The organism is Mesorhizobium kowhaii, assembly GCF_003253745.1.
Taxonomy (GTDB): domain Bacteria; phylum Pseudomonadota; class Alphaproteobacteria; order Rhizobiales; family Rhizobiaceae; genus Mesorhizobium; species Mesorhizobium kowhaii.
Genome location: NZ_MZXV01000072.1, coordinates 15,945 through 42,554, shown reverse-complemented (window position 1 = coordinate 42,554; position 26,610 = coordinate 15,945). Strand labels below are relative to the sequence as shown.

Here is a 26,610-nt window from a genome sequence, read left to right as displayed (position 1 = left end):
GACCGTCTGTCCCGGATTGCTTGAAGCAATCAAGCGGCCTTGCGTACCTTCAAAGCCTTTTCAAAGGCATCCTTGATCGGTTTTGACACGTCCTCGCTAGCTCTCAACATCAATGCCTGGACGCCCTTGGCCTGCTCGGCGGACTTCTCGATCTGTTTGCGCAGGAAGGCGGTCTGCAGTTCGAAGAATTCGGACGGCGTCTTCACGGCAACCAGCGCTTCGAGGTGCGTGAAGCCGGCTTCGGCATTGGCTTGCAGAGCCGCAATCGTCTTCAGAAGCATCTCGTTGCTGGTGGTTTTGGCCATTTCAAATGTCGACTCGAAAGCCTTTTGAGCCGTTTCGGCGTCCGAGCTCAATTTGGAAAATACTTCTTTCGACTGCTCAACGCTCTGATCCGCGACAGCGCGGACTTGCTCAGCAGCCTTGGATGGGTCGAAGGTAGGGAATTCGACGTTTTCGATCGTTTCAGTCTTGCCGGTGATCTTGGACATTGTTCCATCCTTTTCCAGGGGCGGCCGCAAAGCAAAGCCGCCTCCCTCATCTACGAGATCGCCGCAACGGATTTATGAAACTGACATGAATTTGCGCGAGCAGGCTGCGCCCGGTCCTGCGCGAATAGGGGTCAGCGATTGCCGTCATCGTCTCTTCCGATTTCTCCTCCGAAACTCCTTTGACATCGGCTAACGCCGATAGCGACCGTCGATCCAAAATTTCGCGAGCGCCGAACTTTTCCAGACCGGATTTGCGCCAAAGAAAAGGGCGGCATTGCTGCCGCCCTTTCGAGATTGTTGAGATGCGTGGGCCTTAGAAACCCATACCGCTCATACCACCCATGCCGCCGCCGCCCATGCCGCCAGGCATGCCGCCGCCAGCCGACTCCTTCTTCGGAGCCTCCGCGATCATGGCTTCGGTGGTGACCAGCAGGCCGGCGACCGAGGCAGCGTCCTGGAGAGCCGTGCGCACGACCTTGACCGGATCGACGATACCCATGGCGATCATGTCGCCATACTCGCCGGTCTGGGCGTTGTAGCCGAAGGTCGCGCCCTTGTTCTCGAGGATCTTGCCGGCAACGATCGATGCTTCGCACCGGCGTTCGACGCGATCTGACGAGCCGGAGCCTGCAGCGCGCGGCGCACGATGTTGATGCCAGCAGCCTGGTCGGCATTGACGCCGGTGGCCTTGATGTTGGCCGAAGCGCGCAGCAGGGCGACGCCGCCGCCGGGAACGATGCCTTCTTCAACGGCCGCACGGGTCGCGTTGAGGGCGTCATCGACGCGGTCCTTCTTTTCCTTGACTTCCACTTCGGTCGCGCCGCCGACGCGGATCACCGCAACGCCGCCCGCCAGCTTGGCGAGACGTTCCTGCAGCTTCTCCTTGTCGTAGTCCGAGGTGGTCTCTTCGATCTGCTGCTTGATCTGGGCGACGCGGCCCTGGATCTCGGCCTTCTTGCCGGCGCCGTCGACGATGGTGGTGTTCTCCTTGGAGATCGACACCTTCTTGGCGCGGCCGAGCATGTTGAGGCCGACGTTCTCGAGCTTGATGCCGAGGTCTTCCGAGATGACCTGGCCACCGGTGAGGATGGCGATGTCTTCCAGCATGGCCTTGCGGCGATCACCGAAGCCCGGCGCCTTGACGGCGGCGATCTTCAGGCCGCCACGCAGCTTGTTGACGACGAGCGTGGCCAGAGCCTCGCCTTCGACATCTTCCGAGATGATGACCAACGGCTTCGAGGTCTGCACGACAGCCTCGAGGATCGGCAGCATGGCCTGCAGGTTGGAGAGCTTCTTCTCGTGCAGGAGAATGTAGACGTCCTCGAGCTCGGCGACCATCTTGTCGGCGTTGGTGACGAAGTAGGGGCTGAGGTAGCCGCGGTCGAACTGCATGCCTTCGACGACTTCGAGTTCGGTCTCGGCGGTCTTGGCTTCTTCAACCGTGATGACACCTTCGTTGCCGACCTTCTGCATCGCTTCCGCGATCATCTGGCCGATAATCTAAACGGAGCTCTGGTGAGCGGTTTTCCGGGTCTGCCGAGCGGAAGGAGCAGGTGTGCCCCCTTTCGGTATTCTTCCGCCAGTGCATGGATCTGATGCGGGGAGGCGAGCTCTCCCGGGTATGTGTTTTCTGTCATCGCCGTTTACGCTAAGCCCACCCGATATGATCCTTTTTGGAAAGTCTCAGAAACAGATCGAACCTTCTGGATCATCGGCATTGCCAGACACTTCCATGGCGCAATAGGCAACCGACGTAGTAGGGTCCTTGCCGTGCTTGTCGATCGCGGCTTCTATCGCCTCGTCTTCAGTTAAGAGTTCCCAATTTTCAACAACGCCGTCGTGGCTTCGCACTTCCCGCCTCAGTCCGGCCGGTCGCCTGTTCTCGGCCAACTGTTTCATGCTTCTCCTAAATACGGTCTTTGAGGGCGTCGATGCCGACGAGAGCTTTCCGTCGGCGCGCAATGGCCTCAATTAGCAGGGCCTCTAATTTAGCGTTATGCGAATCGACCTGTGCTTTTGAGCGTTCGACATACTCGCGCAGGGTTTGCTCTTGGCGATCGATCTCGCGTTTCAACGTCTCCGCGTCGTTGCGCCCTTCCATGCCGATGACGATGCGGTTGCCTCTGACGAGACCATGGGGCAATACACTCGAATAGGGATTGGTCTTGAGCGAAAAGAGATTTGGATCGCCCGTGAATGCGAAGCTGCGGGTCGCGCGAACTCCGTCGATCGTGACTGCACCATCAAAAACGTCATGGACACGCACACGGGCCTCGCTCACGTCCTTTTGGGGATTTTCGAAGTCTACCCGCAGTGGTTCGACCCGAGCACCTGGCAGATGCTGCTGGGCGATCTCGGAATCGGTCTTCCCTAAGTCCGCTTTGGTGACGGTCTTGCGCACGTGCTCGTCAACCGCGCCAACCTGAGCCCGTAGGTAATTGTCCAAATCGTTGTTGCGGAAAAGTGCGTCACCGATAATCATGCTATCCCTCGTTATGTTTGATAAGGAAATTATTTCATACATACTTGCAGTTGGATGGTTGATTCAATCCTCCTAAGCGTATCCATCAAAATAAGATGGATACTGCCAGCACCTTATAGGTCAGCCATGTCGGCTTGGCGAAGCCTTCCAAACTGTCGGTTTCGGGCACCACTTCGAACGCGGGGTAGAAGGCGGATTCAAGCGGTCGTCGCAACACCAATTGTGTTCACTCACGACAGCAACTCGTCAAGCGCCTCTGCCGGTGTTTTCCAGCCCAGAGTTTTTCTCGGTCGGGCATTGAGGGCCGCGGCCACGGCGGCGATCTCGTCGGCGCTGTGGACGCTCAGGTCGGTGCCTTTCGGGAAGTACTGACGCAGCAGTCCATTGGTGTTCTCGTTGGTGCCACGCTGCCATGGGCTTTGCGGATCGCAGAAGTAGACTTGGACACCCCCGTCGATCTTGAGACGATCATGCTGAGCCATTTCGGCTCCCTGATCCCAGGTCAGCGAACGACGCAACTCTTCGGGCAAGGTGATGATGGTGCGCGTAATCGCGTCACGCACGGCTTCAGCTCCGTGTCCTGCGAGAGCAGGGCCATTCTTCATGCGCGGAGCTTCGCCATGCCCCGCAAGTCGGGGAATATGCAGCAACATCGTGAAGCGTGTCGTACGCTCAACCAGCGTGCCGATCGCCGAACTGCCAAGACCAAGGATGAGGTCTCCCTCCCAGTGACCCGGCACCGCGCGATCGACCGCTTCGGCGGGGCGTTGACTGATCATAATCTCCGGCGAGACAAAGCTCTTGCCTCGCCCGCGTACGCGCGCCCTGGGGACCCGCAACACGCGCCCCGTTCTCAAGCAGGCCGACAGTTCGCGGCGTAGCGCTCCCCGGCCCTGAACAAAAAGGGCCTGATAGATGGCTTCGTGGCTGATGCGCATCGTCTTGTCGTCCGGGAAGTCGATCGGCAAGCGTCGGGCAATCTGTTCCGGGCTCCAGGCCTTGGCCCATCGCCGATTCTTTCGCGGGCCATGCCGGCGGCCCTTCCACGAAACGGCGGGACCAGGAACGGGAGCGCCGCTCGGGGTCATGACGACGCCGGCCAGTCTCTGCTCCACATAAGTGCGCAAGGTCGTGTTGAGCGCAAGCTTGGTCGGTTTGGGCCGACGGGCCGATCGCTCCGCGTGCCATTGGGCTGTCGATGCACGATACTCCAGGCACCGCTGCGCGTCGCGGCATTGCGTCGTAGCTCGCGGGAGATGGTCGAGGCGGATCGGCCAAGTTGGCGTCCGATCTCGCGTCTCGAAAGGCCCTGAATGCGAGCGCGTCTCTACAGAGGCCGGAAGCTAGTAGCTTTCGCGTGAAGCCTGATTAGACCGCAAGGCCGAAGCCAGATAGAATCGTTCGGCAAGAGGTGCCATTGGCTGATACATGGTTGGTTGAGAACAGCAGCAGGCTGCATCCGAAGGGAAAGACGGTAGCTTTGTTCGCTCGCTCTCTGGCCCATCGGGCCATGGCCAGAGTCCCAAGGATTAAGCGAACTTCTTGCCGAGCACAAAGCTCTCTTGGGTCCAAGCATCTGGGTCCAGCACCTTGGCCTTTGCGCTGTCGACCTGAAGCTTCGAAATGCCGGCCTTGTCATTGGCATCGAAGATGGCACCCGACACCGAAACGTAGCCTCCGCACATTCGATCCCAATAGGCGTGAAGGTCGATCGTTTCGCCGGTCGCCGGCATCACGGTAACTTCGTTGCCGCCGCGGTCGCCATCTGTGTTGATTGCAGAAATTCGCTCCGTCGCGTGCAACGGCTGGTGAATGTCTCCAATGAGATGCAGCAGCCAAACCATGTCGTAGGAGCGAACGTCGTCTGTCGCGGCCGACGTCGCCGGCAGCGCCGCGATGAACAGCTTCATCTGCGAAACGGCATTGATCGGATCGGCATCGGAGAATTGCGTCCCGTCGGTCGAAAATCTGATGTCCTTGAAATGTCAGTAGCGGTGCATGTTTTTGTCTGCGTAGCCGATGTTCTGCGCCGTCGGCGTGTCGTCGTCCTTGGTGTAGCCGTGGGCAGAGTCTTTGATGTCATCCGCCCAAACGGCCGCATGAACGAAGGCGTATTGCGCCTTCTTGTCATCGGGCACGCCGGCGATCCAGCTCGGATAGTCGGGGTTCAGCTTGATCAGTGCATCGACCTTGGCTTTCGGCTGCGGCGTCAGTTTAGAGTAGGCCACGGCGGCGACCTGCATGTGCCCGCCGTCCCACCAGGCCAGCGCAGGCGCTGATGACAGGATCAACGAAAGAACGGAACCAAAGACGAGCGCACCACGCATGTATTCCTCCCCGAAGCCGACTTTTCTGATCTATCAACTGTAGACGACGCGGCATGACGGCAATGGTGCCTTCACGGAAGGTCGAACCTCTTCTGGATTCGACAACAAAACCCAAATAGCGCATGATCTTTCCTGGGTTGGGGAAATTCATTCATGGGCGTGCGCGAATTTTCGTGCGTGTTGTGCGCAGTGCTCTTCTCGGGCTGCGCAGCCGACTACTTGAACCATTACGACACGGTGACACTCGCGGCCGGCGACGCGGCCATGCAAATCTGCTCCTCCAAACAGTCGACCCGTTCAATCCGAACAGTCGGAACACGCATATCGAGGGCGACGGCGTGCGCGCTGCGGCAGTCGTCAATAGGTATCGAGGGGTGTCGGCAGCACCGACGCAATCGTCACGGCCGGGCGGCGGTGATTTGGATTGCGCAGGCGGCAAGGGAAACAATGCTGTCGTGGTTGGCCCGGTGAAGATCACCAACGGTGATCCCAACAAGCTGGACCGCGATCACGACGGCGTCGGATGCGAGTAGGGGCGGCGGACGTTGGACAGCTCTCGCTACGACAATCGATCTGCCCAATGGCGCAAACGGACTGGCGCCAAGCAGCGGCGAGTACGCAAATTGGCGGGCATTCCAAAGCGGCTGATTATCGCAACCGTGGCTGCGATGGCGGCCTACGCAACGCAGTTCGTCATGCAGCATGGCGACCGCATGCCTGAGCTCAATCTGGCGAACTGGACCGGCCCGAGCCCGGCGCCGATCGCCGGTGTTGCGTCGGTGATCGATGGCGACACGATCGAAATTCACGGACAGCGGATCCGCTTTAACGGAATCGACGCGCCAGAAAGCCGGCAGTATTGCGATGACGCCAAGGGCTTCGAATATGCCTGCGGGCGCCAAGCCGCCGAAGCACTGGATAAGTTCCTGGCGGCCTCGAGGCCAGTGCATTGCAGCTTCGTCACCTGGGACCGTTACGGCCGTTTTGTCGGCGAGTGCCGGCGCGCCGACGGCGCAGGAGTCGCAGCCTGGATGGTCGAGCACGGCCAAGCGCTCGATTGGTTTCGCTACAGCCACGGCGCGTATGCAGCGCAGCAAACCAAAGCCGAGAAGGCGAAGGTCGGCCTGTGGGTCGGAACGTTTCAGAAGCCATGGGATTGGCGTGCTGAGCATGCGGACAGTCAGCAGCCAGCCGTCAGTCAACCTCTCGGCATCATCAGCCGCCGGCAGGTAGCGCAAAGCTACTCATGTCAGCCGCGGCGGACTTGCTCGCAAATCGGCTCCTGCGACGAAGCCCAATGGTATCTCAGCAATTGCCCATGGGGCCGCAAGTTGGATCGTGATGGCGACGGCGTTGCATGCGAAACGCTCTGTTACACAACGACAAACGGCCGTGGAATTTTGGCCGACTGAATAATTTGAGTGGGAGGTTAAATGGAAATCGGCCCGCGTTCCGCAGCTTCGGTTTCTTGGAAGAGGGAGGTCCTAGTGGACGACAAATTTTACAATCGCGTTGGCGGTGATCGCATCTCATCGCGTCAAGTCGACGAACTCATCGGACTTGCGCGCGGCCTGGCCGCGGATGGAACCATCAACAAGGCCGAGGTCGAATTCCTTCAAAAATGGTTGGCGGCGAATGCGGAGATCAGCAATCAGCCACTCATCCGAACCTTGTATGGGCGCATCAACGATATCCTCGCAGACGGAGTGCTCGATTCGAATGAACACGCCGAACTCTTGGACACGCTAAACAGCTTTTCGAATCGTGATTTCGAACTTGGGGAAGTGCTAAAGCCGACAACGCTGCCACTCTGCAGGCCGGCCCCAACTTTGACCTTCGCCGGCCGGCTATACTGCTTCACAGGCACATTCAATTTCGGTCAGCGAAAACACTGCGAACAAGCCATTGCAGATCGCGGTGGCTTCACGGGAGGTCTGAGCCAGAAGACAGAGGTTTTGGTGATAGGGGCCTATGCCACCGAATCGTGGAAACATTCGTCATTTGGCGACAAGATCGTCAAGGCGACCGACTGGCGCGACCAAGGATTGCCAATCTCGATTGTCGCCGAGAGCCATTGGGGTAGCTTTCTCTGAGCGGCAGTTCACGGCATGAGCCTTAGACGAGGGTTCTCTCGGCTGTGGTGGCCCTTCTCGGTGCCGTGGATGGCCTTTTGGTCCTGGCACGATGATTTGCCTTGTCTACTGGGGTTTGATCTCGCCGGCAAAAGCCCTTGGTGCAGCACAGGGCTTTACCTGCCGGTTCGTCCTAACATTGAAACGGCCGAGCTGATCCTTGGAGTGCCAATGGCGATTGCCGGGGCCATGGCCCTGGTCATGGGGGTAGCTGCCGGTTTCAAGGCACCAAACTGACATATCCCCAATGTGGGTGGAGGCGACGGATCCGCGCTGCGAACGAAGACAACGCTCCTATACTCGTCGCGTAGAGCTTCGCCATCGTTTCGCATAGCGACCTGAATTGCCCGTCGCGTTGCACACGGGCCGAGCCACGAGCGGACTGCATCATCCTTGGCAATTAGGTTGCCTAGAGCGCCAAACATCGTCGCGCTTATAGCTTGTTGTTGGATGCGTTGGTGATCCTCGAGCAGCTTGTGCCTCGAAATGTACCCGGCGTTCACGCCTGGGATGGCGTGGTTCATGAGCAGACGCGCGTCGAACTCCGAGACGCCAGCAGCCGTCGCAAGCGTCCTGAATGTCTGCCGCAGGTCATTGCCCCACTTGCCAAGAACATCCCGATCGTCCTTCTGCTCGGCCAGATGTCCGCTTTCGCTGTCTGCAGGGAAGAGCCAACTATTGGCTTCAAAGGGAGAGACGTAGCGGCCAAAGCGGATTGCTCGCGTGTGGTCCGCGAATGGTTGGAAGTAAGCCAAACCGAGGAGAAACAGGTGTTCCGCAACACCTGTGCGGCCGTGGCGCTGGGTTACCCCGGTTACGAGGCGCGCGCTATGACCTGCAGTTGGAAGCGACTATCCCGGACGCCGAAGAAATGGTTCTTTCCGAGTGCCATCAGCGCAACCGCGGTCTTGCGAAGTGACGCGCCGGCCTAGCCGGCGCAGTTGCGCGGTCACCCGGCGATAGCCGTAGCGGCCTTTGTGGCTGTCGAAGATAGCCTTGATCGCCTCCTTCAGCGCCGCATGGCGGTCCGGGCGCGAGGCCGCCTTTTGCCTGTAATAGAACGTGCTGCGCGGCAGCTTCGCCAGTTCGAGTAGTCCCTCAAGCGGATGCAGCGGCCTTAACGCCTGGACGGCTTGCGCTTTTTGGGCGCGTGTTCCCGCGTTAAGTCCTCCAGTTTTTTAGGTAGGCGTTCTCCATCCGCAGTTGCTTCAGCTCGGCCAGCAGTTCTTCACGGCTTTTGGCCTCGTCACTGGCTGCAACAGGCACTGCGGGGGCCGGCGGCTTTGACATGGGTTGTCCTCTGGGGCGCGGGCCGAGCGCCTCTATCCCGCCCGCATGATAGCGCTTCTCCCAGCCCGTCAGGCAACCGGCATTGCGGATATTGAACAGCGCCGCCGTCTGGCGATGCGACAGACCGTCCTCCCACATCCGCTCCAGCACTGACAGCTTGAAAGCCGCGTCGTAACGACCATACTTGCCCAACAGCCCGGCATCGCCATGCACCTGGTACAAGGCCACCCACTTGCGAACAGTCGCCGCGTCAACTCCATGGTCCGACGCCGCACTCGCGTAGCTTTCATCTCCGCTCAGATACTTATCGACAACTGATCGCTTGAAACTCGCACTGTGTCTGGACAAAACCCCGAAGGTTGTTCCAACTTTCGTGGGCCAGTTCATTGTCGGGGCTTCTTTGTTCAGCGACGGTGCTCAACCTTCAGGAAGTCGGAACAGCTGACGAGCAACCTCCCTTCTCCAAAGCAAGCGAGTTCGAGCGGGCTCGGCGTGCTTGGCGTCTTCCTGACACCGGGTGCGAAAAACGAGGCACTTGCAAGCCTCGCGGCAGCTTTCCCGGCTAAGGCTGTCGCCGAGGCCTTGGTTGAGGATGTGGATCCGAACGGTCTCCTACCCGCCTCGCTGGCCTATTGGGAGCTACGAGGGCTCGCTGACGACGACGCCGCCATGCTCGGAGATCGTCGACTGGATGGTGGCACGCGAGCCGCTGCAGGTTGGCGCCGCCGACATCGACAAGTTCACCGCGCTTACCGGATGAATGCGCGGCCGGTCCTGGCGCCGAACCGCCGTTTCATCCTGACGACGAGCTGACAGACGTTAGGGGTTGGAGGACAAATCAGCGGTCTTATGTAATGCTTGGGAATCTGTTTTCGGCGAAATTCGTCTTTTAGGACCAATTTTCGTGTGGTAAGATCATTCTTCACGGTTTTGGCTGGCTTGAAACCAAAATTCGAGCGAAGGGTCCGATTTTCATGGCTGCAGCGCAGCAGCACCAATTTTCAGGACCTGTTATCGTTTTTCAGGAAATACGCCTTCCGGAGACCGCGATCCCGGCCGGATACAGCGCCCTGATAGGAGCCTACGGGCTCGCCGTTCCCTTGCCTCGCACGTTGTCCGCCATTGGCGAGCATCATCGAATTACTGAACGGGACGGCTGGAGGATCATGACGCCCCGCCATGCCCCACATCCAACCGTCGAAGGCCACCTTACCTTCGCGCTCAAGTACGAGGGGCTCGACCTTGCCGTCCTCAAGCGGCTGTTCCAGGTCACCGGTCCCGTACCGATCGAGGCGTTGGTCCGTGAACGCCCAACCGGCAGTTATGCCCGCCGCATCTGGTTTCTATATGAATGGCTGACGGGCGCGCGTCTCGATCTGCCCGACGCGGATGCCGGACGCTACGTTCCGGTTGTCGATCCCGAGTTGCAATGGTCCGGACCCGTGAAGACCGCTTCGCGCTACCGCATAAGGGACAATCTCCCAGGCACGCCTGAGTTCTGCCCTCTGGTGTTCCGCACCAAGGCTCTCGAAAAATTCATTGGCCTTGAACTGCCGAGGCGTGCGGAGGGAATCGTAGCGGACGTGCCGCGCGACCTCCTTGCTCGGACCGCCGCCTTTCTTTTGCTCAAAGACTCGCGATCAAGCTACGCGATCGAGGGCGAGCGCCCGCCGCAAGACCGAATCCAACGCTGGGGCCGCGCCATCGGCGAAGCCGGCCGCCAACCGATCGATCGCGATGAGCTGCTGCGTCTGCAAAGAATTGTACTCGGCGATGCCCGTTTCGTGAGACTTGGCTTCCGAAAGGAAGGAGCCTTCGTCGGCCAGCATGACCGAGATAACCGCATGCCCCTACCCGATCACATCAGCGCTCGGCCTGAGGACCTGCCGCGGCTCATCGATGGGATGGTGGCCTTCGATCAAGGCCCCGCGCAAAACCTTGATGCAGTTATCGCCGCCGCAATCCTCGCCTTCGGCTTTGTCTACATCCACCCGTTCGAGGACGGAAACGGCCGCATTCACCGCTACCTAATCCACCATGTCCTTGCCATGTACGGCTTCAATCCGCCGGGAGTGGTGTTTCCCGTCTCGGCCGCGATCCTGGACCGGATCGACGAGTACAGGCGCGTGCTCGAGAGTTATTCGCAGCGCCTTCTGCCATTGGTCGAATGGGAACCGACGCCGCAATTCAACGTCCGGGTGCTGAATGACACGGGGGATTTCTACCGATTCTTCGATGCAACCCCACACGCCGAATTCCTCTATGCCTGCGTCCAGCGGACGATCGAACGAGACCTTCCCGAGGAATCCGCTTTTCTGCAACGCTACGATCGATTCCGGCAACAGGTGGATGCCTTTATCGACATGCCCGAACGTCTGACCGATCTGCTCTTCCGTTTCCTTCACCAGAATGGTGGTCATCTGTCGAACCGCGCCCGCGAAAACGAATTCGCCGCACTGACCAATGACGAGGCAGGGCGGATCGAGGCGATCTACGCGCGAACCTTCGGTATGGATTGAAGGCGTGAGCATCATAACGATTGATCTTTAGTCCGACGGTTTGGCTATCCCTTTCCTCTCTTGGTTCGAGGCGTGATTTGTGGCCGACACATGCACGAGCTTTCCGTCCCAGTTTTTTCCGCCGGCCAAATGCGCTTCACAAAATATAGCACCGTCCCGTTCAACCTGAGGCATTCATCCGGGCGGCAAAGGGGTGGGATACGGCTGGCTTTCGCGGCGCAGTGATCCGTTGAACCTGATCCAGTTCATACTGCTGCTAGAGACGGCACAAACGCTTTGCGGGAGTTACGCCCGAGGTCCTGTTTGGGCAGGGTCGACCAAAGCGTCTTTTCATCCTTCCGGCACCGATCTGGGTCTCCAATGCATGAGCAAAAGAGCCTCAATGAGTGCCATCATCCCTGCCGTGTCCACGGGGCCGCTGCCGGCCTCGAGGAAAGTCCGCAGACCCGACTCGATCCGTCCAGTCCATCATGGGCGCCATGGCCACTCTATGATCTTGATTTTTCAGCATTTTTTCTTTAACATCAAATCGTTAGAACCTGCCGAGTGCACATACGACCCTTTTCGCCACGTTTCGATCTCTCAGTGCACACGGAGCGCACACGAAAAAATGGCCACCTACACAAAGCTCTCGTCCGGTTCCTGGCGTATCCAGGTCCGTCGCAAAGGTCGCTACGTCAGCGAGACCTTCCTGCGCCGGGACGACGCACGGCGCTGCCCTCTTGTAAACCCTAGCGACCAGACGGGAACAGAACTGGCGTTTCGACCTCGGTTTGCGTACCCCGCCTATTGATCAGATGGCCTCAGGCAGGGAATAGCGCGCTCCGATCTCAGCGCGGGCATAATCGATGATATTCGACAAGATTTCGGGAGCAACGGGCTCTTTCAGGCGGAAATGAAACACCTTTTCGTTGTCCTCGAACAGCTCGCGCTGAAGATTGCGCGCCTGGACGCCATCCATCGTCGAGTCGATGAAGGATCCATGCTGTACGCAAATCATAGCGTGAGACAGGATGCCCTGCGTAGCAAAGCGGACAACCTTGCTACGTGGTCGAGCCGTGAACATAATGTCTCCTGGCTCGACACTGTCTATTTGGATGCGCTTCATAGCCGCCCTGCCTGACCGTCATCGAACTGCATCCATCAGATTGCCATCGCCGTGAGCTTCTTGCCGGACCGTGTGATACGCAGCCCTAAATGTCCGGCGAGTGGTTCAAGCACGCCCAGAATCACTGACCGAAGCATCCAGGACGGAACGGTCTCGTACAAGCGATCATGCCGCCGCGCCCACCAAGCCCTACCGGCCCAAACCCTGCGTTCACAGCCGGAAGAAAAATCGCGTCGATTGAGCCCGCTTGCGGGTTGCCCCGGTCGGTCGCTCAATCGATAGCTTGGTAAGAGGTGGAGCTCCCATGTTCAATTCGAGCAGATGTTGGTCCAACTCCTTGTCCGCCGTTGTCAGCCGATGATTCAGCCGCAGATAGTCCATCCAGGTCGGCGTACGAAAGGTTTCTGTCCAAAGCAAGGGATCCTGAAGATCGCGCTGGAGGTTCCAGTGGCGAGCACCGACGCGGCTTTGCACGCGCCGTCGTTCCTGCATCCGGTCCAGGAAAGCTTCGACGTTCGCCTCCGGTATTGAGTACTCGATCTTGACAACGATCGGCCCGCTTCTCGGCTTCAGATCGAGAGCGAGCTGCGGCGTTTCGAAGCCAAAAGGATCCTGATCAGAGTCCTGCCATTGGCGGATAGGCATCAGGAGCCCGGTGGCCGCGACCATTATTAGCGCACCAGCGGAAGATTCCAGGGCTGTGGTGAGCGAATAGTTCTCAGCCACTGTGCCCCACAGCCAACTGCCGGCCGTGATACCGCCAGACGAAAGGGCATAGTGGATCGAGAGCGTGCGACCGACGACCCACCTTGGGCTTGCCAATTGGACGCTCACGTCAAGCCCCGTCCAGGTGACGACCCAGCCCGCGCCACCGAGCGCCAGCGCAATAGCCGCCACCACCACTGTGGAGGTAAGAGCAAGAGATAGACAACATGCCGCACAGGCAATGCATGCCAGTGTTGTCAGCCGCTCCTGGGACAAAGACCGCCTCAAGACATTGTTGCAAATGCCGACGCACAAGGCGCCGGTCCCAAAGCCGGCCATCAGGACACCATAAACGATTGGTCCTCCGCCTAGCTGATCGCGGGCAACGAGAGGCAGGAGCGCGAGTATGGAGATGCTGGTCAGGCCAAAAAGCGCTCCACGCGCGATTGCCGCCTTGATCTCCGCCGACAGGGCCGTGAAGCGCGCTCCGTCATGGATGGCAGTGGTCAATGGCTCGCGCGGGAGAGGTGAAGGGCGAACATCCCATTTGCGGCGCCCTATGGTCCCCAGCAGGGCTAGATAGGTCAGTGTCGCCACAGCGAAAGCTGTCAGCGGTCCAAAGGAGGCAACGACGATGCCACCGAGCGCCGGGCCCACGCTTCGAATGGCATTGTATCCAACCGAGATGAGCGTGACCGCGGCCGGGACTTCGCGTTTTCGCAAGATATCGCCCACCGACGCGTGCCAGGCGGGATCGGTGAACGCGGCTCCCGCTCCGGCCAAACAGCTGAAGGCGAGAACCATCCAAGGATTGAAAATCCCCAGCGCCGCAAGAACAGTCAGCATCGCCGAGGACAACGCTATCGCGCACCAGCCGGCGAACATGAGATTGCGGCGGCTGTAGTTGTCAGCCAGGGCCCCGGCGAAGATCGACAGGACAAATACGGGTAGTGTGGTCGAAGCCTGCACCAGGGCGACCATCACGTCCGAGGTCGAGATGGTCGCCATCAGCCAACTGATGGCGACGGTTTGAATCAGCCAGCCAAGGCTGGCGACCTGTGTGGCAAGCCAGATCGAACGAAAGGTCGCATTCTCGAGCGGCGCAAATGTCGCCGACGAAGCTGGACTCGCATCTTCGCGCGCCACCCTGCTCATTGGGTTGAGCCCTTCCTCGGTCTATCGGTCGGTTAGAGGTGCCCTCCCGGCGCACGTGCCCATGGAGGAAGGATCCCATGAGCGCATTTTGTCGGGGCAGCGCAAGATATTTCTTTACCGCTGGCACTCTGGCGCAAGCGATTACTTCATCTGGAATTGCCACCACCGCGCTTTCATGATTGCTGGCCTATGTGACGTCCTCGCCTGCTGCCCGAAATGAATTTCCCGGGCTACGCATACCTGCCTGGCAAACATCCACATCCGGTCCGCGACCCGTTGGGTTACAGTTACCAAAGCGATCCGGGGACTGTTGTTACGGTCGAGGAATCACTCAGCTCAAACGTGTTCCGATGGGGAATCGACCTTTTCAACCACGGCTATTACTGGGAAGCTCATGAGGCGTGGGAGCCTCTATGGCATGCTGCGAAACAAAGCGCCCAGCATCCCTGTTCTTCAAGGGATTGATCCTATTGGCGGCGGCCGGGGTGAAGATCCGCCAGGGAAAGAGGGTCGCTGCCGCGCGCCATGCCGCAAGAGCTGCAGCGCTCTTTCGTCAGGTGGCGCTTCTGCCGAGCCGGCTCTTTGAGGCCGCAATTGGAATGAAACCCGCCCCCCCCGCGGTCGAAGCCGAAGCGGCCACAACTCTCCCGGTTGTTTTGCGAGAGCCGATGCCGGGCCAACCGCCTCAGCCAGTCTTCGATTTCATCCTCGCACCCAAATCCGAGAGCGGCTGACAGGGCGGCTCTTCGTTAGCTGGATGAGCTGCCGATTGTCATGAACAGTCACAAGGGCAGTTTCAATCTGGAGCGGCCTATCTACCGCTAGGCCCGGATCTGGCGGAGCACCCAAGGCAGGCGCCGCTTCCATCGCTGACCTCGCGGCAAAGGAACATCTTTCTGCCACCGCTTTAACTTGCGGGTTCGTCTGCCTCCCGTCAGTGCGGTCGGTGCCTCAGGAACCAGCGCTTCCTCAACCGTCGGCGGCTTGGGAGACGATCCGTCGGGCATGATCACGTCCTTGACGTCGGATACCGCTTCGCTCGTGGTTGGCACGGGCTGAGAACGAAGATCTTCGGAAAAAGTCGGCTGCGGCGTCGCTTTGGCGATCGCACCTTCCGTCTTCGCTTCCGCGACTTCGTTCGCGATGGCAGCCAGGTCGATGCTGCCCCAGATCGACTGTGGCCGCTTCACCAGCCCACGCTTCTGTTTGATCTCGACGACAAAGGGTCGCTGCGGCTGCCTCATAGTGATCTCGCGGACTTAGGGGAGTTGCGAGTGTCCTCTAGGCGGAGCGCACGCTTTCGTCCACCCGCCGCCACGCATTCTCCAAAGGTTTTCGGAGGCGTTGCCGCCGTCCAAGCCACGACGAAAGCGGCTCCCCGCCGGCACCCGGGCCCGCGCTCGCGATCTCTTGTCCAGCTTTCAGGGTGATCGCCATACGATCATATCGCCTACGCAGCCGCCTTTGTTGGGCCCATCGGCGAATCCGTAAAATATTCAAAATGCAATGAAGATGACCGCCACCCTTGTCCATACTCCCATGTTCCTGAGCATATCGGTCCCGTCCAACGCATTTTTGGAATCGGTCACCTGCAACTGATTCATGCTGCTGATGGAAGCATGCTGGATGTCATGAGTGGGCGGACACAGATTGCCGATCGGCAAGCGCTCGGCAATCCCAAAGCCGCAGTTGGTGCCCATCGCATCGGCTTCCCTCCACCGGGTTGAGAAGCCGCAAGAAGGTGGCGCTGACCAGGCTTGCTCCGCAGCCCTCATTGTCGTTGATCCAGACGCGCGGGGTGGTACGGCACCCTTGCTCGATTGCCTGGATCACCGGTCGTCAGTGTAGAGTGGTAGCGTAGCCCCTGCGCTGGACCTCGAGCTCCGCCGGCGACATCGCCGACCGCAAGCGCAGCTCGACATCGACGGCCTCCGCTGAGTTCGCCTCACGCCCGTAGCCTTAGGCAAACATACTGCAAAGCCTAGAATCAGGCGTTCCCATTTACGGCGCTACCGGCCCGCCCATTCTGCAGCGAGCCTGTGGAGTTCCTTCACAACCTTCGGTAACGATAATCAAAGTGGATTTTTCGCTTAAGCGCTTTATTCAAGTTTTGGTCGTAGATTTCTTCCCAGACGGGGTGATCATCCTGCTTGGGGGAAGAGCATGCTGAAAGTCTACACTTGTATTGCGACGCAGCATGATCTGCGTCTGGTCGCGCTGGCCGCCTTCATCTGCGCCCTGGCCTCGTTCACGGCCGTGAACCTCCTCCACCATGTCGGGCGCAGTGAAAGCGAAATGCGACGGATCTGGCTAGCTGTCGCCGCGATCGCCACCGGCTTCGGCATCTGGGCGACGCATTTCATAGCCATGTTGGCCTTCCAGCCCGCCGTACCGAGCGGCTACAACATCGCCTTGACGATCATGTCGTTGCTGGCCGCGATCGCCTTGACCGGGACGGGTCTCACGATCGGCATCTCGCCACGCGTTCCACATGGACGCTGGATCGGGGGTGCGATCGTGGGAGGCGGCATCGCGGTGATGCACTACACCGGCATGGCCGCATTCGAGATCGCGGGCCGCGTCGTCTGGGACGTGCCGCTCGTCGCCGCCTCAATCATTCTTGGTGGGCTGTTCGGCGCGGCCGCATTGCCGGTTGCCCTTCACGCCAACACGGTCAAGTGGAAGGCGCTCGGCAGCCTCGTGCTGACGGTAGCGATTTGCAGCCACCATTTCACGGCGATGGCCGCGGCTGCAATCATGCCAGACCCGCGCATTGTCATTTCCGCAACGGCGTTGCCGGCGGACTGGATGGCGGCTGGCGTAGCCCTCGTTTCGATCCTCATCATCCTTTTGGCCATCATCGGCCTCGCCCTCGACGTGCGCGATCTCCGTCGCGCCGGCGAGGCAGCGCGTATGCAGGAGCTGGCCGACGCGGCCGTCGAGGGGCTGATCGTGTGCAACGAAACTGAGATCGTGGCAGCCAATCGCAGTTTCGCCGCGCTTGCCTGCCTCGACGGCTCTCAGCCGGCCGGCCGCCCGCTCGCGTCCTTCTTTCCCGCCGTTTCCCAAGGCGAGTTCACGGGCACTGCGCAAACGCCGCTGGAGGTGGGGCTATGCGCGACGGACGGCAGTACGGTCCCGGTTGAGCTGATCCGGCACAGCATGCTCTATGCCGGCAAGCAACACCAGGTTCTTGCCGTGCGCGATATCCGCGGGCGCAAGCGGGCGGAGGAGGAGATTCATTTCCTTGCCCACCACGATCCCTTGACCAAGCTTCCAAACCGCACGAGCTTCAACGAAAAGCTGGAGGCCGAGTTTGCGACGCATCGCAGCGCTGAGAGGTGCCTTGCCGTCCTCTTCCTCGATCTCGACCGCTTCAAGGAGATCAACGACCTCTTCGGCCATCTCGTCGGAGACGCTGTGCTGCAGTGTGTGGCCGACAAGATCAGGGGCGTCCTTAAGCCAGGGCAGATGGTTGCGCGCTTGGGCGGCGACGAGTTCGCTGTGATTGTTCCCGGTCTGCCGAGCGCGGGCTATGCGACGCGCACTGCTGAAGCCATCCTGGACGCATTCAACGACACAGGCGCCAACCTGCCTGCCGGCGTCACCATCGGCACCAGCATAGGCATCGCTGTATTCCCGAACGATGCACCCGATCGGGAGACGCTTCTGAGCCATGCCGACGCAGCGCTTTATGAGGCAAAGATGCAGGGGCGTGGCCTTTATTGCGTTTTTGAGCCGTCCATGGGCGAGCATCTGCGCGATCGCCGCCAGTTCGAGCACGACATCCGTCACGCGATCTCGCGCAAGGAACTCCGCCTCGTCTATCAACCGCAGGCGCAACTCCAGTCCAACGAGGTGTTCGGTTTCGAAGCGCTGCTGCGGTGGGATCATCCGGAACGCGGCGCAGTTCCGCCGGCGGTGTTCATCCCGGTCGCTGAAGAATGTGGCGCCATTCTGAAGATCGGTGAATGGGTGCTGCGGACCGCCTGCGCCGAAGCGGCAAGCTGGCAACAACCGCTAGCAATCAGCGTCAACGTTTCGGCCATGCAACTCCACGGCGGGAATTTGCCCGAGCTGGTCGGGGCAGTGCTGAAAGAAACCGGTCTCGATCCGTTCCGCCTCGAGCTGGAAATAACCGAAACTTGCCTGATCAAGGATATCGGGCGGGCGCTCGCTGCCCTGCGTCAGCTCAAAAGCCTTGGGGTTCAAATTGCCATGGATGATTTTGGCACCGGATACTCGTCGCTATCGAATTTGCGGGCATTCCCGTTTGACAAGATCAAAGTCGATCAGTCTCTTATCCGGGCGGTGGATACCAGCGATGAGGCGGCTGCGGTCATGCGTGCGGTCTTTGGCCTCGCTCGGGGCCTCAAGCTCCCGGTCCTGGCAGAGGGTGTCGAAACGGACGCGGAGCTGACCTTCTTGCGGCAAGAAGCCTGCGATGCGATCCAGGGTTACCTACTTGGCCGACCCTGCCCGATTTCCGACTTCGCCCAGCATACGAGCGGCAAAGGCAGGACGCCCGCTTCCCGACGGCAGAGCAACCACGAACTGCGCCTGGTCAAGAACAGCGCGGCGTAGTGCGCAAGCGCGTCGCACGTTTCGTGGTGACACTCGCGAGCGTTCGGAGATGGTGCGGTGTTCCACAGGTCAACAGCTCCTATGCTGAGGGCGGCGCATTTCGGCAGCTCGGTTCTGCCCGCCCAGCCGCGATCGACGGCTGCGCCTTCCCGCGTTACATCGAACGGGCGTAGCGCCTCGAGCAGCGGTTCGCCGTGCCGCTGATGCTTGTCCTGGAGAGTGCGGTTCGGGCGCATGCAAACGTCACACCGGTAAGACAGAACGCGGCGTCGGGATAACGGCGTTTCTCCCGAGCGACGAACTCGAAGATGACGAGGTCGAAACCATCGCCGAATTTCGATCCCTTCAAGAATGAGCCGGCTCATTGAACCAGCTTAGTCTAGCAGGTGTCGAAAAAGAAAGCGCGATCGCCAACAGACAATTGCGAAGACATGTAGGATCAGGTTATGTCGGCGATGTGCTAACGGAGCATCGCGGTTTTCGCTATCTTCGAATTTCCGAAGCCCTCCGTTTCCCAACTGGGCTGTACAATTTTTGCGGTTGAAATTTACTTTTTCCGAAGTGTTCGATGCTAGGGGACCAACACGCAGCTACTACTCTAGCGTGGGGGGAGTGAAAGAGTGATGCAGCGTCTGTATGCCGCAAGGTTTGGTGATCTTCTGGCGGGAGACCTGCGAGTTTTTGGCGGGCCCTCGACAATCGAACCACTTGCCGGCCGAATCAGGGCGGAGCAGGTCAGTATCGTGCTTCGCAACACGCCTCTCGGCATGGTTGCGAACATACTCAATGCGGCCACTCTTGTTATGGCGCTTTGGGGCTCCCCGGACCAAACGAAAGCCATCCTCTGGGCGAGTGTTATCATCGTCGCCGCCGGGTTCGTAGGCCTAAGAGCGAGATTATCGTTTCAGCCAGTCAAACCAAGGTCAGTGTCTCGCCGAGCAACGCAAAACCTGGTGCGGAACGCCTTCCTGTTCGGCACTTGGTGGGGAGCACTTCCCGTCCTGTTCTTCAGCGGGGCAACAAGTGCCGCCCAGGTCGTCATTACCTGCCTGAGCGCCGGGATGATCGCAGGCGGCGCCGCTTCTTTCTCCACGATTCCTATTGCGGCCATCGCGTATACGCTGCCGATCTTCGTCGGTTCGGCGGTTGCGATTGTGTGGATGGAAGGCGCCGTCAATCTGCCCGTTGCAATCCTGATAGTTAGCTACGCCATCACGCTGTTTCGTGCAGTGCTTGCTCACGCGGTCGAATTTACCCAACGCTTCATTCTGCAAGCGGAAAGCGAAAATGCCATTCGCAGGGATGTTCTAACGAGACTGCCAAACCGGTTCAGCTTCAACGAGCGGCTGGAGAACGCGTTGGTGGACGCAAAGCAGTTTGACCAGCACTGTGCGTTGCTTTTGTTCGATCTTAACAATTTTGCCGAGGTGAATGATCGTTTTGGCCGAGCCATGGCGGATGCCCTTTTGGTCGAAGTCGCTGCGAGACTTCGGAGATCGACGCGGGAGAGCGATGGCATTGCCAGATTGGAGGGCGGCGAATTTGCAATAATTGCCACGCGCGATATCAGGCCAGATCAGATCAGGTCCTTGGCCAAACAGATCATAGAGGCCATGCGCGCCCCTTTCTTGATCGAAGGACGTGAAATTTATTGGAGGGCCTCTATCGGTATCGCTTTGGCGCCCACTGACGGTTTGGATGCCAACCAACTCTTGCGGTGCGTCGACACCGCGCTATACAGGGCTAAGACGCTGGGGGCGCGGTCCATCCAGTTTTTCAGCGCAAGCGACGATGAAGCCGCTGCAAGGCGCCGTGCCCTTGAACGCGATCTGTCATCTGCGCTCGCCAACGACCAGCTTTGGCTCGCATTTCAACCCTTTCTCGACCTCGGGAACGATCGCATCCGAGGTTTTGAAGCGCTTCTGCGGTGGCAGCATCCGACCCTTGGCCCAATCCCTCCGTCGGAGTTCATACCCATCGCTGAAGAAACGGGTTTGATTCACTCCATCGGACACTGGGTCGTCAAAACGGCTTGTTTGGCAGCGGCGCGCTGGCCGCGCGACTTACGGGTCTCCGTCAACTTGTCGGTACTGCAGCTTAAGAACAAGACCTTGCTGGATGGAATTGTAGTGGCCTTGGCTGAAGCCGGCTTGGAGCCCCGAAGACTCGAGGTCGAGATCACAGAAACTGTGCTGATTTCGAATTTTGAAGAAACGATTTCATTCTTACAATCGTTAGTTTCTCTATCCGTCACAGTTGCACTTGACGATTTTGGCACCGGCTATTCATCACTGACCTATCTTCGTAAACTGCCTCTTTCGCGCCTCAAGATCGACCGATCTTTTGTCCAGGATATGCTCACCGATGCGGACTGCGCTGCGATTGTAAGATCGTTGGTTGAGTTGGCGCATGAGCTTCGAATCGAGGTAACAGCCGAAGGCGTAGAAACTCCCGAACAGCTCGACTATCTGCGCTGCGTCAGATGTGATGAAGCTCAAGGCTATTTAATCGGGAAACCTCTCCGGATAGGCGAAATTCCTGGCATTGCCGCGGAGCCGGTGGGTCAGGAGCTAAGTACTTGAATAGCAGGACCGGCACTTTTGCGGCGATGGTCCGGTTGTCTCGTATCTCGACGGTCACGTTGCCTTGCTCAGGTAGGCTGAAGGCCGCAAGTCCGTACAACCCTGGGAATAGCCCTGTGACGAAGCGGAGGGTGCGGAGCCGCTTCCTTGTGGCGGGTCAACGCCGGAAGATGTACCAAGCGTTTCGTGCGAAATGGTCGGAACGATGCAGATTTTTTTGCCACCTGATGAGCCGCTCTTGCAACAGTATGTATGGAATCGGCCTGCTGGCCTACCGGAGGGCATCACGCCGCTACCTTCCTCTTGAACCGTCATTGCCCTGACAACACATTGTGCGAGTGTCGGCGGGTGTCGATGAAGCGCCTGTTCACGCAGACCAGTCGTTCAGTAGGTCGGAGGAACCAATGAACCCTGAGGCTTTCAGCAGCCCAGTTTTCGTAAAGCGTGCAACCTACATCGTGCAGGAGATTGCCAGCCTTGCGGACGCCATCGATTTCCTCAACGAATGGCCAGAAGATCGCAGAGACGTGATCCACGAGGCAGCCCTCAGGACCTGCTATGATGCATACGATGGGCGAAAACCTGTAAGCGCAGCACGCAATGCCTTTTTCGGCTTTGCGAAACGGGCCGCCATATTAGAAGATGCAATTTCCGCCATGCAATGGCTCGCTGCCTGCAAGTCCGGCCGTGGAAAAGTGCAGGTTTAGGCGTCTGGCACGGGGCACGCCGAGGGGGCATTGTGTCGGGATTTCACGGATAGCAGAAAGCAGAAGCAGGTCTCGACATTAGCGGCGCAACCCCGCCATGAATCAGGTACCGCACATCGATCGCGAGGGGCGAGGTTCAGTGAGCAGCCGAACCGTTCGGCCGGGCCAAGGTGCGATCGAGGCTATTTGCTTCGCAGGAGCGGAGACATGACCGGATTGAGCAGATTTGAGAGGCCAGTCGTTGTTCGGCTTAGCCTTCACAGCTCAGATCGGATCGTGTTCGAGGTCAATGACGCGGCCGCTATTTTGCTGCGTGATCTTCAACGTCAGACCGCGAAACGGAAGGCCGCGATGGATGCCTGTCTGCAGGTATTGCGCGGTGAGGCTTATCCAGCGGCAGCTCGAAGAGCTTTCGTAGCAGCCGCGCTTGAAGCAAAGATTCTGCGCAGCGATTAGAAAGCTGGGATGCTCAGGACCTGCTGACGGCCATCGCCGGGACAGCCGGTGGGGTGGAACGATGATGTGAACGCTTGTCCAGGTCCGATACCCGACGCTTCCGAGGACGTGCCCACCTCGAGGCGACCGCTTGCTTGACTGTGGCACAACAGCGGCGTCGGTGCGAAGCTGACCTCAAGGTGACGAATGCGACAGTTTCAGCGGGTCCGGAGCCGCCGCCCATCGAGGTGCGACCTGCTTTACATGTTCAAAGACCCGCCGAGCTCGAGACTGAGCAGCCGGCCAACCACGGTCGAGCCGGTGAAGCTGATCTTGAGGACCTTGAGGTTTGTGCAGAGTTCGCGTCCGACGGCATCGCCCTCAGACGCGTAGACTAGGTTGACGACGCCTTCGGGAAAGCCAGCCTGATGCGCAAGGGCGAACATCGCGCCAGCCACGAGCGGCGTCTGTTCAGCGGGCTTGAGGATGATCGTGCAGCCCGCCGCCAAGGCCGGCGAGATCTTGCGCGCCACCATGGAAGCCGTGAAATTCCATGGTGTGATCGTGCCGACGACGCCGATCGGCTGCTTGATCACCAGCAAGCGACGGTCCGTCGATGGTGCGGAGATGGTCTCGCCATAGATGCGGTTGGCCTCTTCGGCGTACCATTGCAGGTAGGCCACGGCATGCGACACTTCCGACCTGGCTTCCGCAAGCGGCTTGCCCATCTCCGCGGTCAATATCGCGGCAAGGTCATCGGCGTGGTCGATGATCAACTGATGCCATCGCCACCGAACATCGCTGCGCTCACGGGCAGTCAGCGCGGCCATGCAGGCGCTCGACATAGGCCTTGTCGATCGCAACGCGCGTCTCCTCCACGCCCATATCGGGAAGCTCTGCCAGCACTTCGTCCGTCGATGGGTTGAGGACTTCAAATGTCCGCTCACTGACTGCTTTGCCAAGCGCCCGCACGCGGTCAAGGCTGCCAAACAGGTCAGGAGATTTGAGGTGGCGGATCAAAGGTGGGAGCAGCGGCAATGTCGATTCCCCAAAAGGCTCTTTGCCTCCGGCCGGGTGGACATCTACTGCGCACGTATGGCTTTTGCATAGGACCACCTCTCACGAAAAGTCGCGCATGCTTGGGCCGAGTGGCTCTGCCGCGGGACAGGCCGACGGCCAGCTTCCGTCCATACCGGCGAGGCCCGAACCGTCCGCCAGCGGCGTCGTCCATAGCCCCCATTTGCCCCAAACGATCAACTTCCCGTCGCCCTGCCTGGTAGCTATTGCGCTTCCAGCCCCGTCCGTCTTGGGTATCGCATCGGGGGCCGTAACGCGTGTCGTTGTGAGCCTTTACGGGCGGACGCTGGACGGTCCATGAGGAGTTACAGCCGCCGGTCAAATTGAGCCTTGCAGATTTCTCGTTTTTGCGGCGTCTTACTCCAAAGTCGGTTATGAATCGGGACCGGCCTGACGGCCTGCCCAAATTGCAATTGTTACAAAGGAAAACGCACATGGCGACTGGAACGGTAAAATGGTTCAACAGCACCAAGGGATTTGGATTTATCCAGCCCGACAATGGCGGTCAGGATGTTTTTGTCCACATTTCCGCCGTTGAACGGGCGGGCCTCTCGACTCTCGCTGACGGCCAGAAGATCAACTATGAAATCGAACAGGACCGCCGCACTGGCAAGTCCTCAGCTGGCAGCCTCAGCAAAGCCGGCTGAATTTTTTTCCCTGACTCCTACCAGCAGCGGAGGGATGCGGTCCGCCCGGATATGCTGGTCGAGCGATATAAGGGGGAGAACAGGGCTCACCGGACGGCTTGAGGAGCAGGCTGCTGTGAGCCCGCGCGAAGTCCTTGGGAGCCAGGCTGCTTGAAAGGGAAGGCGGGTAGACCCCGCCTTTTCTTATTCCGGACAGATGCAGATTATGCCAATGGCAGCTGCGCCCCAGAACAAACCTCGATTGCTGAAATCAAGCTGCGACCTTCTTGCGGGTCCGCTTCGCTGGTGCCGGCTGTTCCGGTTCTGCCGGTTTGCGGCCGAGCCCCATCGTCTTGGCCAATGCCGAGCGCGTAGCGGCGTAATTCGGCGCGACCATCGGATAATCCGCCGGCAGGCCCCATTTGGCGCGATAGTCGTCTGGCGTCAGCCCATAGTGGGTCGACAGATGGCGCTTCAGCGATTTGAACTTTTTCCCGTCCTCAAGGCAGATGAGGTGGTCAGGGGTCACCGATTTCCTGATCGATACAGCGGGCTTCAGAACCTCCGGTTCTTCGGCCGAAACATTGACACCGGCCGTGCCTTTGAGTGCCGCGTGCACCTGGCCGATCAGGGCAGGGAGTTCGCCCACCGGGACCGGATTGTTCGAGACATAGGCAGAGACGACATCGGCGGTGAGCTCGATGAGGACGTCGATGTTGTTGTCGGCTTCTTCTGTCATGAAACTCTCCGGTCGGCTTGAAACGTAGTCGGCGAAGTGTCGCTACATAGTGCCGGTTGCCGCTGAAAGCAATAAAGCCCCGGCAGGACTGTTGCGATGCTCGTCCTGCACTGCGGTCAATAGCGACGCTTCCCGCCGTCTTGTGCATTCTGATCCGACCGCGGTTGGCCCATCCCTGCTTGATGTAGCATGAGGGAGCGATCCTGACCTGAAACGCTGCCAAGCCTGTTCTCGATCTTTTTCTACGCTGAAGTTCGGAAGCGATCATTCGGAGAATTCCGGTCCGGCACGCTCGATAGTGGCTCCCTCTGCGAGCAGAGCTGGCCCGCCTGTGAAGCAGCAGAATCGAACTCGCCGGTAGGACAGGCGTTCTCCTGTTCCTCTGCAACGATCTGGTCGAGACCGGAAACGATTGCCCCGAGAATCCGGGCGCCAAGGCTCGTGCTGGAGGTGTCCGATGCCCAGCATCAGCAAAAGCCGGCGGCTGGCGCGTTCGGCTTCGTCCTCGACGAGCCATCGCCCCGAAAAGTAGCGCCGCGACCTTGATGGAAAGGGGCAGGGAAGACGCCCACGGCGCTTGTGCTGTGGCGGCATCCGCACGGACCGCGTCAGTGTTCACAATCGAAAAACCCGCCACTCTTGGGGGCAAGAGCGGCGGGCTTTTTGCAGAGCTACTCGAACTGAATACGCGTTCTCACTGACATTAGCTGTGGATAATTAAGACAGCATTAACGTGCAAGATCGGGTCATCTAAATCGATCCGAATGCAAGATGCGGCCGGCTCGGGATAGCCCGGGCCAGAGCCGCTGTCGCCGTCAAATCCATAAGGCGCCAGCCGTCAGAAAATCTTTGCTTGACGTAACGTAAGGTCCGGTGTTTTTCGCCGTGCATGGAGCGACTTCCAGTCTCGGTCCAGGGCGACGAAAATGAGGGGCGGCAATGGTGGCTGGCGAACCAAACGACGTGCGCGTCAAGCGTTGCGGTGGGGGATGGGCCGTTCATATTGTTGAGAACGGCAAACTGACAGTTCATCGGTTCAAGACGCAGTCGCCCGCCGAACATTTTGCCGATGACCAACGAGCCAGGCTCGGCCTTGCTAGCAGGCCACCAATTGACGAACACTGATGTCACATGTGCGGCGGGTGTCACGCCCCGGAGACCATGGCAGGAATGGCCAAAGCCTCATCAGTCTCGTCAAGGATCGAGAAGGTGTAGCGGCCATCTGCGTCAAGATCGACGGAGTAGCTTAGGCGGTCGAGTATGTTGTTATCCTGGTCGAACGTAACGATCCGGGGCTTCAGAGAGGTAATATGCGCTTCGTCCAGGTAGATGGAGTTGCAGACAATGATCTGGTCGTCGGGCTGGCAAGTGCGGGCCGCTGCTCCATTGAGAATACAGCATCGTGAACCGCGCTCGCCCAGGATGACATAGGTCGAAATCCGCGCCCCGGAATTCTTGTTCCATATCTCCACGAATTCCATGGGCAGGATCCCCGCTTCTTCGCAGTGGTCAGGGTCAAGCGTTATCGAACCGTGGTAGTTGAGGTTCGCTTCGGTGACGTAGATGCCGTGCAGCTTGCCGGCGACTAGTTTTCGCATGGGTCTGTTGTCCTATCCATAATGAATCCTGCCGTCCTCGGAGCGGCCGGTCG

General features: G+C 59.3%; 23 protein-coding genes and 5 pseudogenes. 13 read left to right on the top strand and 15 right to left on the bottom strand.

Annotated features, from left to right (window positions below; genetic code table 11):
* Positions 1 to 29 precede the first annotated feature (29 nt).
* The 6 genes and pseudogenes from B5V02_RS32595 to B5V02_RS42030 all read right to left on the bottom strand — a co-directional run bounded on the left by B5V02_RS32595 (position 30) and on the right by B5V02_RS42030 (position 5,300).
* On the bottom strand, positions 30 to 491 hold the full coding sequence (locus B5V02_RS32595; RefSeq protein WP_111548107.1) for a phasin: 462 nt from the start codon (positions 489 to 491) through the stop codon (positions 30 to 32).
* Between the two features lie 313 nt (positions 492 to 804).
* Positions 805 to 1,988 (bottom strand): annotated as a pseudogene (groL, locus tag B5V02_RS32590) (chaperonin GroEL); the annotation flags it as partial.
* Between the two features lie 186 nt (positions 1,989 to 2,174).
* A complete protein-coding gene (locus B5V02_RS32585; RefSeq protein ID WP_245446337.1) occupies positions 2,175 to 2,390 on the bottom strand; it encodes a hypothetical protein in 216 nt (71 codons plus the stop codon).
* A 7-nt stretch (positions 2,391 to 2,397) separates the two neighbouring features.
* Positions 2,398 to 2,973 carry a hypothetical protein gene (locus tag B5V02_RS32580; RefSeq protein WP_111548106.1) on the bottom strand — a complete coding sequence of 192 codons (576 nt, stop codon included), beginning with the start codon at positions 2,971 to 2,973 and terminating at the stop codon, positions 2,398 to 2,400.
* A gap of 230 nt (positions 2,974 to 3,203) precedes the next feature.
* A pseudogene (locus tag B5V02_RS32575) lies at positions 3,204 to 4,291 on the bottom strand (IS30 family transposase); the annotation flags it as partial.
* A 211-nt stretch (positions 4,292 to 4,502) separates the two neighbouring features.
* Positions 4,503 to 5,300: pseudogene (locus tag B5V02_RS42030) on the bottom strand (S1/P1 nuclease).
* Between the two features lie 122 nt (positions 5,301 to 5,422).
* On the opposite strand from B5V02_RS42030, the gene B5V02_RS32560 reads away from it, so the two are divergent.
* The 5 genes from B5V02_RS32560 to B5V02_RS42830 all read left to right on the top strand — a co-directional run bounded on the left by B5V02_RS32560 (position 5,423) and on the right by B5V02_RS42830 (position 8,364).
* Complete coding sequence (locus B5V02_RS32560; RefSeq protein WP_245446336.1) at positions 5,423 to 5,833, top strand: excalibur calcium-binding domain-containing protein; 411 nt, start codon at positions 5,423 to 5,425, stop codon at positions 5,831 to 5,833.
* A gap of 12 nt (positions 5,834 to 5,845) precedes the next feature.
* The gene (locus B5V02_RS32555) at positions 5,846 to 6,712 is read left to right on the top strand and encodes a thermonuclease family protein (protein WP_208647172.1); all 867 of its coding nucleotides are present in this window, start codon (positions 5,846 to 5,848) and stop codon (positions 6,710 to 6,712) included.
* 75 nt (positions 6,713 to 6,787) lie between these two features.
* On the top strand, positions 6,788 to 7,393 hold the full coding sequence (locus B5V02_RS32550; protein WP_245446335.1) for a BRCT domain-containing protein: 606 nt from the start codon (positions 6,788 to 6,790) through the stop codon (positions 7,391 to 7,393).
* Between the two features lie 69 nt (positions 7,394 to 7,462).
* Entirely contained in the window at positions 7,463 to 7,669 is a 207-nt protein-coding gene (locus tag B5V02_RS40915) for a hypothetical protein (protein WP_167458764.1), read from the top strand.
* 221 nt (positions 7,670 to 7,890) lie between these two features.
* Positions 7,891 to 8,364, top strand: coding sequence for a hypothetical protein (locus B5V02_RS42830; RefSeq protein WP_167458763.1), 474 nt, complete (start codon positions 7,891 to 7,893; stop codon positions 8,362 to 8,364).
* On the opposite strand, the gene B5V02_RS42825 is transcribed toward B5V02_RS42830, so the two are convergent.
* Positions 8,284 to 8,508, bottom strand: coding sequence for an IS3 family transposase (locus tag B5V02_RS42825; protein ID WP_425374441.1), 225 nt, complete (start codon positions 8,506 to 8,508; stop codon positions 8,284 to 8,286). The genes B5V02_RS42830 and B5V02_RS42825 overlap by 81 nt on opposite strands.
* 85 nt (positions 8,509 to 8,593) lie before the next feature.
* Positions 8,594 to 9,109, bottom strand: a complete 516-nt coding sequence (locus B5V02_RS32535) for a helix-turn-helix domain-containing protein (RefSeq protein ID WP_111548102.1) — start codon at positions 9,107 to 9,109, stop codon at positions 8,594 to 8,596.
* 90 nt (positions 9,110 to 9,199) lie between these two features.
* Between B5V02_RS32535 and B5V02_RS32530 the strand changes: the two are divergent.
* Positions 9,200 to 9,535, top strand: a pseudogene (locus B5V02_RS32530) (carbonic anhydrase family protein); the annotation flags it as partial.
* A gap of 161 nt (positions 9,536 to 9,696) precedes the next feature.
* Positions 9,697 to 11,241: a Fic family protein gene (locus B5V02_RS32525; protein WP_111548101.1), complete on the top strand. Its 1,545-nt coding sequence runs from the start codon at positions 9,697 to 9,699 to the stop codon at positions 11,239 to 11,241.
* Between the two features lie 793 nt (positions 11,242 to 12,034).
* Here the strand turns inward: B5V02_RS32525 and B5V02_RS32515 are convergent.
* Entirely contained in the window at positions 12,035 to 12,349 is a 315-nt protein-coding gene (locus B5V02_RS32515; protein ID WP_111548100.1) for a C40 family peptidase, read from the bottom strand.
* A gap of 210 nt (positions 12,350 to 12,559) precedes the next feature.
* On the bottom strand, positions 12,560 to 14,209 hold the full coding sequence (locus tag B5V02_RS32510; RefSeq protein ID WP_111548099.1) for an MFS transporter: 1,650 nt from the start codon (positions 14,207 to 14,209) through the stop codon (positions 12,560 to 12,562).
* 216 nt (positions 14,210 to 14,425) lie between these two features.
* On the opposite strand from B5V02_RS32510, the gene B5V02_RS42550 reads away from it, so the two are divergent.
* Positions 14,426 to 14,674: a DUF309 domain-containing protein gene (locus B5V02_RS42550; RefSeq protein ID WP_342633889.1), complete on the top strand. Its 249-nt coding sequence runs from the start codon at positions 14,426 to 14,428 to the stop codon at positions 14,672 to 14,674.
* Positions 14,675 to 15,030: 356 nt separating this feature from the next.
* On the opposite strand, the gene B5V02_RS32500 is transcribed toward B5V02_RS42550, so the two are convergent.
* Together B5V02_RS32500 and B5V02_RS32495 are read right to left on the bottom strand one after the other, a co-directional pair.
* Positions 15,031 to 15,453 (bottom strand): hypothetical protein, encoded by a 423-nt coding sequence (locus tag B5V02_RS32500; protein ID WP_111548098.1) that lies wholly within the window; start codon positions 15,451 to 15,453, stop codon positions 15,031 to 15,033.
* A gap of 252 nt (positions 15,454 to 15,705) precedes the next feature.
* Positions 15,706 to 15,909, bottom strand: a complete 204-nt coding sequence (locus tag B5V02_RS32495) for a hypothetical protein (RefSeq protein WP_111548097.1) — start codon at positions 15,907 to 15,909, stop codon at positions 15,706 to 15,708.
* 463 nt (positions 15,910 to 16,372) lie between these two features.
* Here B5V02_RS32495 and B5V02_RS32490 point away from each other — a divergent pair, with 463 nt between their 5' ends.
* The 4 genes from B5V02_RS32490 (at position 16,373) to B5V02_RS32475 (ending at position 22,538) form a co-directional block, all read left to right on the top strand.
* On the top strand, positions 16,373 to 18,793 hold the full coding sequence (locus B5V02_RS32490) for a bifunctional diguanylate cyclase/phosphodiesterase (RefSeq protein WP_111548096.1): 2,421 nt from the start codon (positions 16,373 to 16,375) through the stop codon (positions 18,791 to 18,793).
* A gap of 623 nt (positions 18,794 to 19,416) precedes the next feature.
* A complete protein-coding gene (locus tag B5V02_RS32485; RefSeq protein WP_111548095.1) occupies positions 19,417 to 21,375 on the top strand; it encodes a putative bifunctional diguanylate cyclase/phosphodiesterase in 1,959 nt (652 codons plus the stop codon).
* A 404-nt stretch (positions 21,376 to 21,779) separates the two neighbouring features.
* Positions 21,780 to 22,082 carry a DUF982 domain-containing protein gene (locus B5V02_RS32480; protein WP_111548141.1) on the top strand — a complete coding sequence of 101 codons (303 nt, stop codon included), beginning with the start codon at positions 21,780 to 21,782 and terminating at the stop codon, positions 22,080 to 22,082.
* A gap of 207 nt (positions 22,083 to 22,289) precedes the next feature.
* Complete coding sequence (locus B5V02_RS32475) at positions 22,290 to 22,538, top strand: DUF982 domain-containing protein (protein WP_111548094.1); 249 nt, start codon at positions 22,290 to 22,292, stop codon at positions 22,536 to 22,538.
* Positions 22,539 to 22,789: 251 nt separating this feature from the next.
* On the opposite strand, the pseudogene B5V02_RS32470 reads toward B5V02_RS32475, so the two are convergent.
* Positions 22,790 to 23,555: pseudogene (locus tag B5V02_RS32470) on the bottom strand (aldehyde dehydrogenase family protein); the annotation flags it as partial.
* 473 nt (positions 23,556 to 24,028) lie between these two features.
* Here B5V02_RS32470 and B5V02_RS32465 point away from each other — a divergent pair.
* Positions 24,029 to 24,241, top strand: a complete 213-nt coding sequence (locus tag B5V02_RS32465) for a cold-shock protein (protein WP_023749661.1) — start codon at positions 24,029 to 24,031, stop codon at positions 24,239 to 24,241.
* Between the two features lie 250 nt (positions 24,242 to 24,491).
* On the opposite strand, the gene B5V02_RS32460 is transcribed toward B5V02_RS32465, so the two are convergent.
* Together B5V02_RS32460 and panD are read right to left on the bottom strand one after the other, a co-directional pair.
* Positions 24,492 to 24,959: a Ros/MucR family transcriptional regulator gene (locus tag B5V02_RS32460; RefSeq protein ID WP_111548093.1), complete on the bottom strand. Its 468-nt coding sequence runs from the start codon at positions 24,957 to 24,959 to the stop codon at positions 24,492 to 24,494.
* Between the two features lie 1,145 nt (positions 24,960 to 26,104).
* On the bottom strand, positions 26,105 to 26,557 hold the full coding sequence (panD, locus tag B5V02_RS32450) for an aspartate 1-decarboxylase (RefSeq protein WP_111548091.1): 453 nt from the start codon (positions 26,555 to 26,557) through the stop codon (positions 26,105 to 26,107).
* Between the last annotated feature and the right edge of the window lie 53 nt (positions 26,558 to 26,610).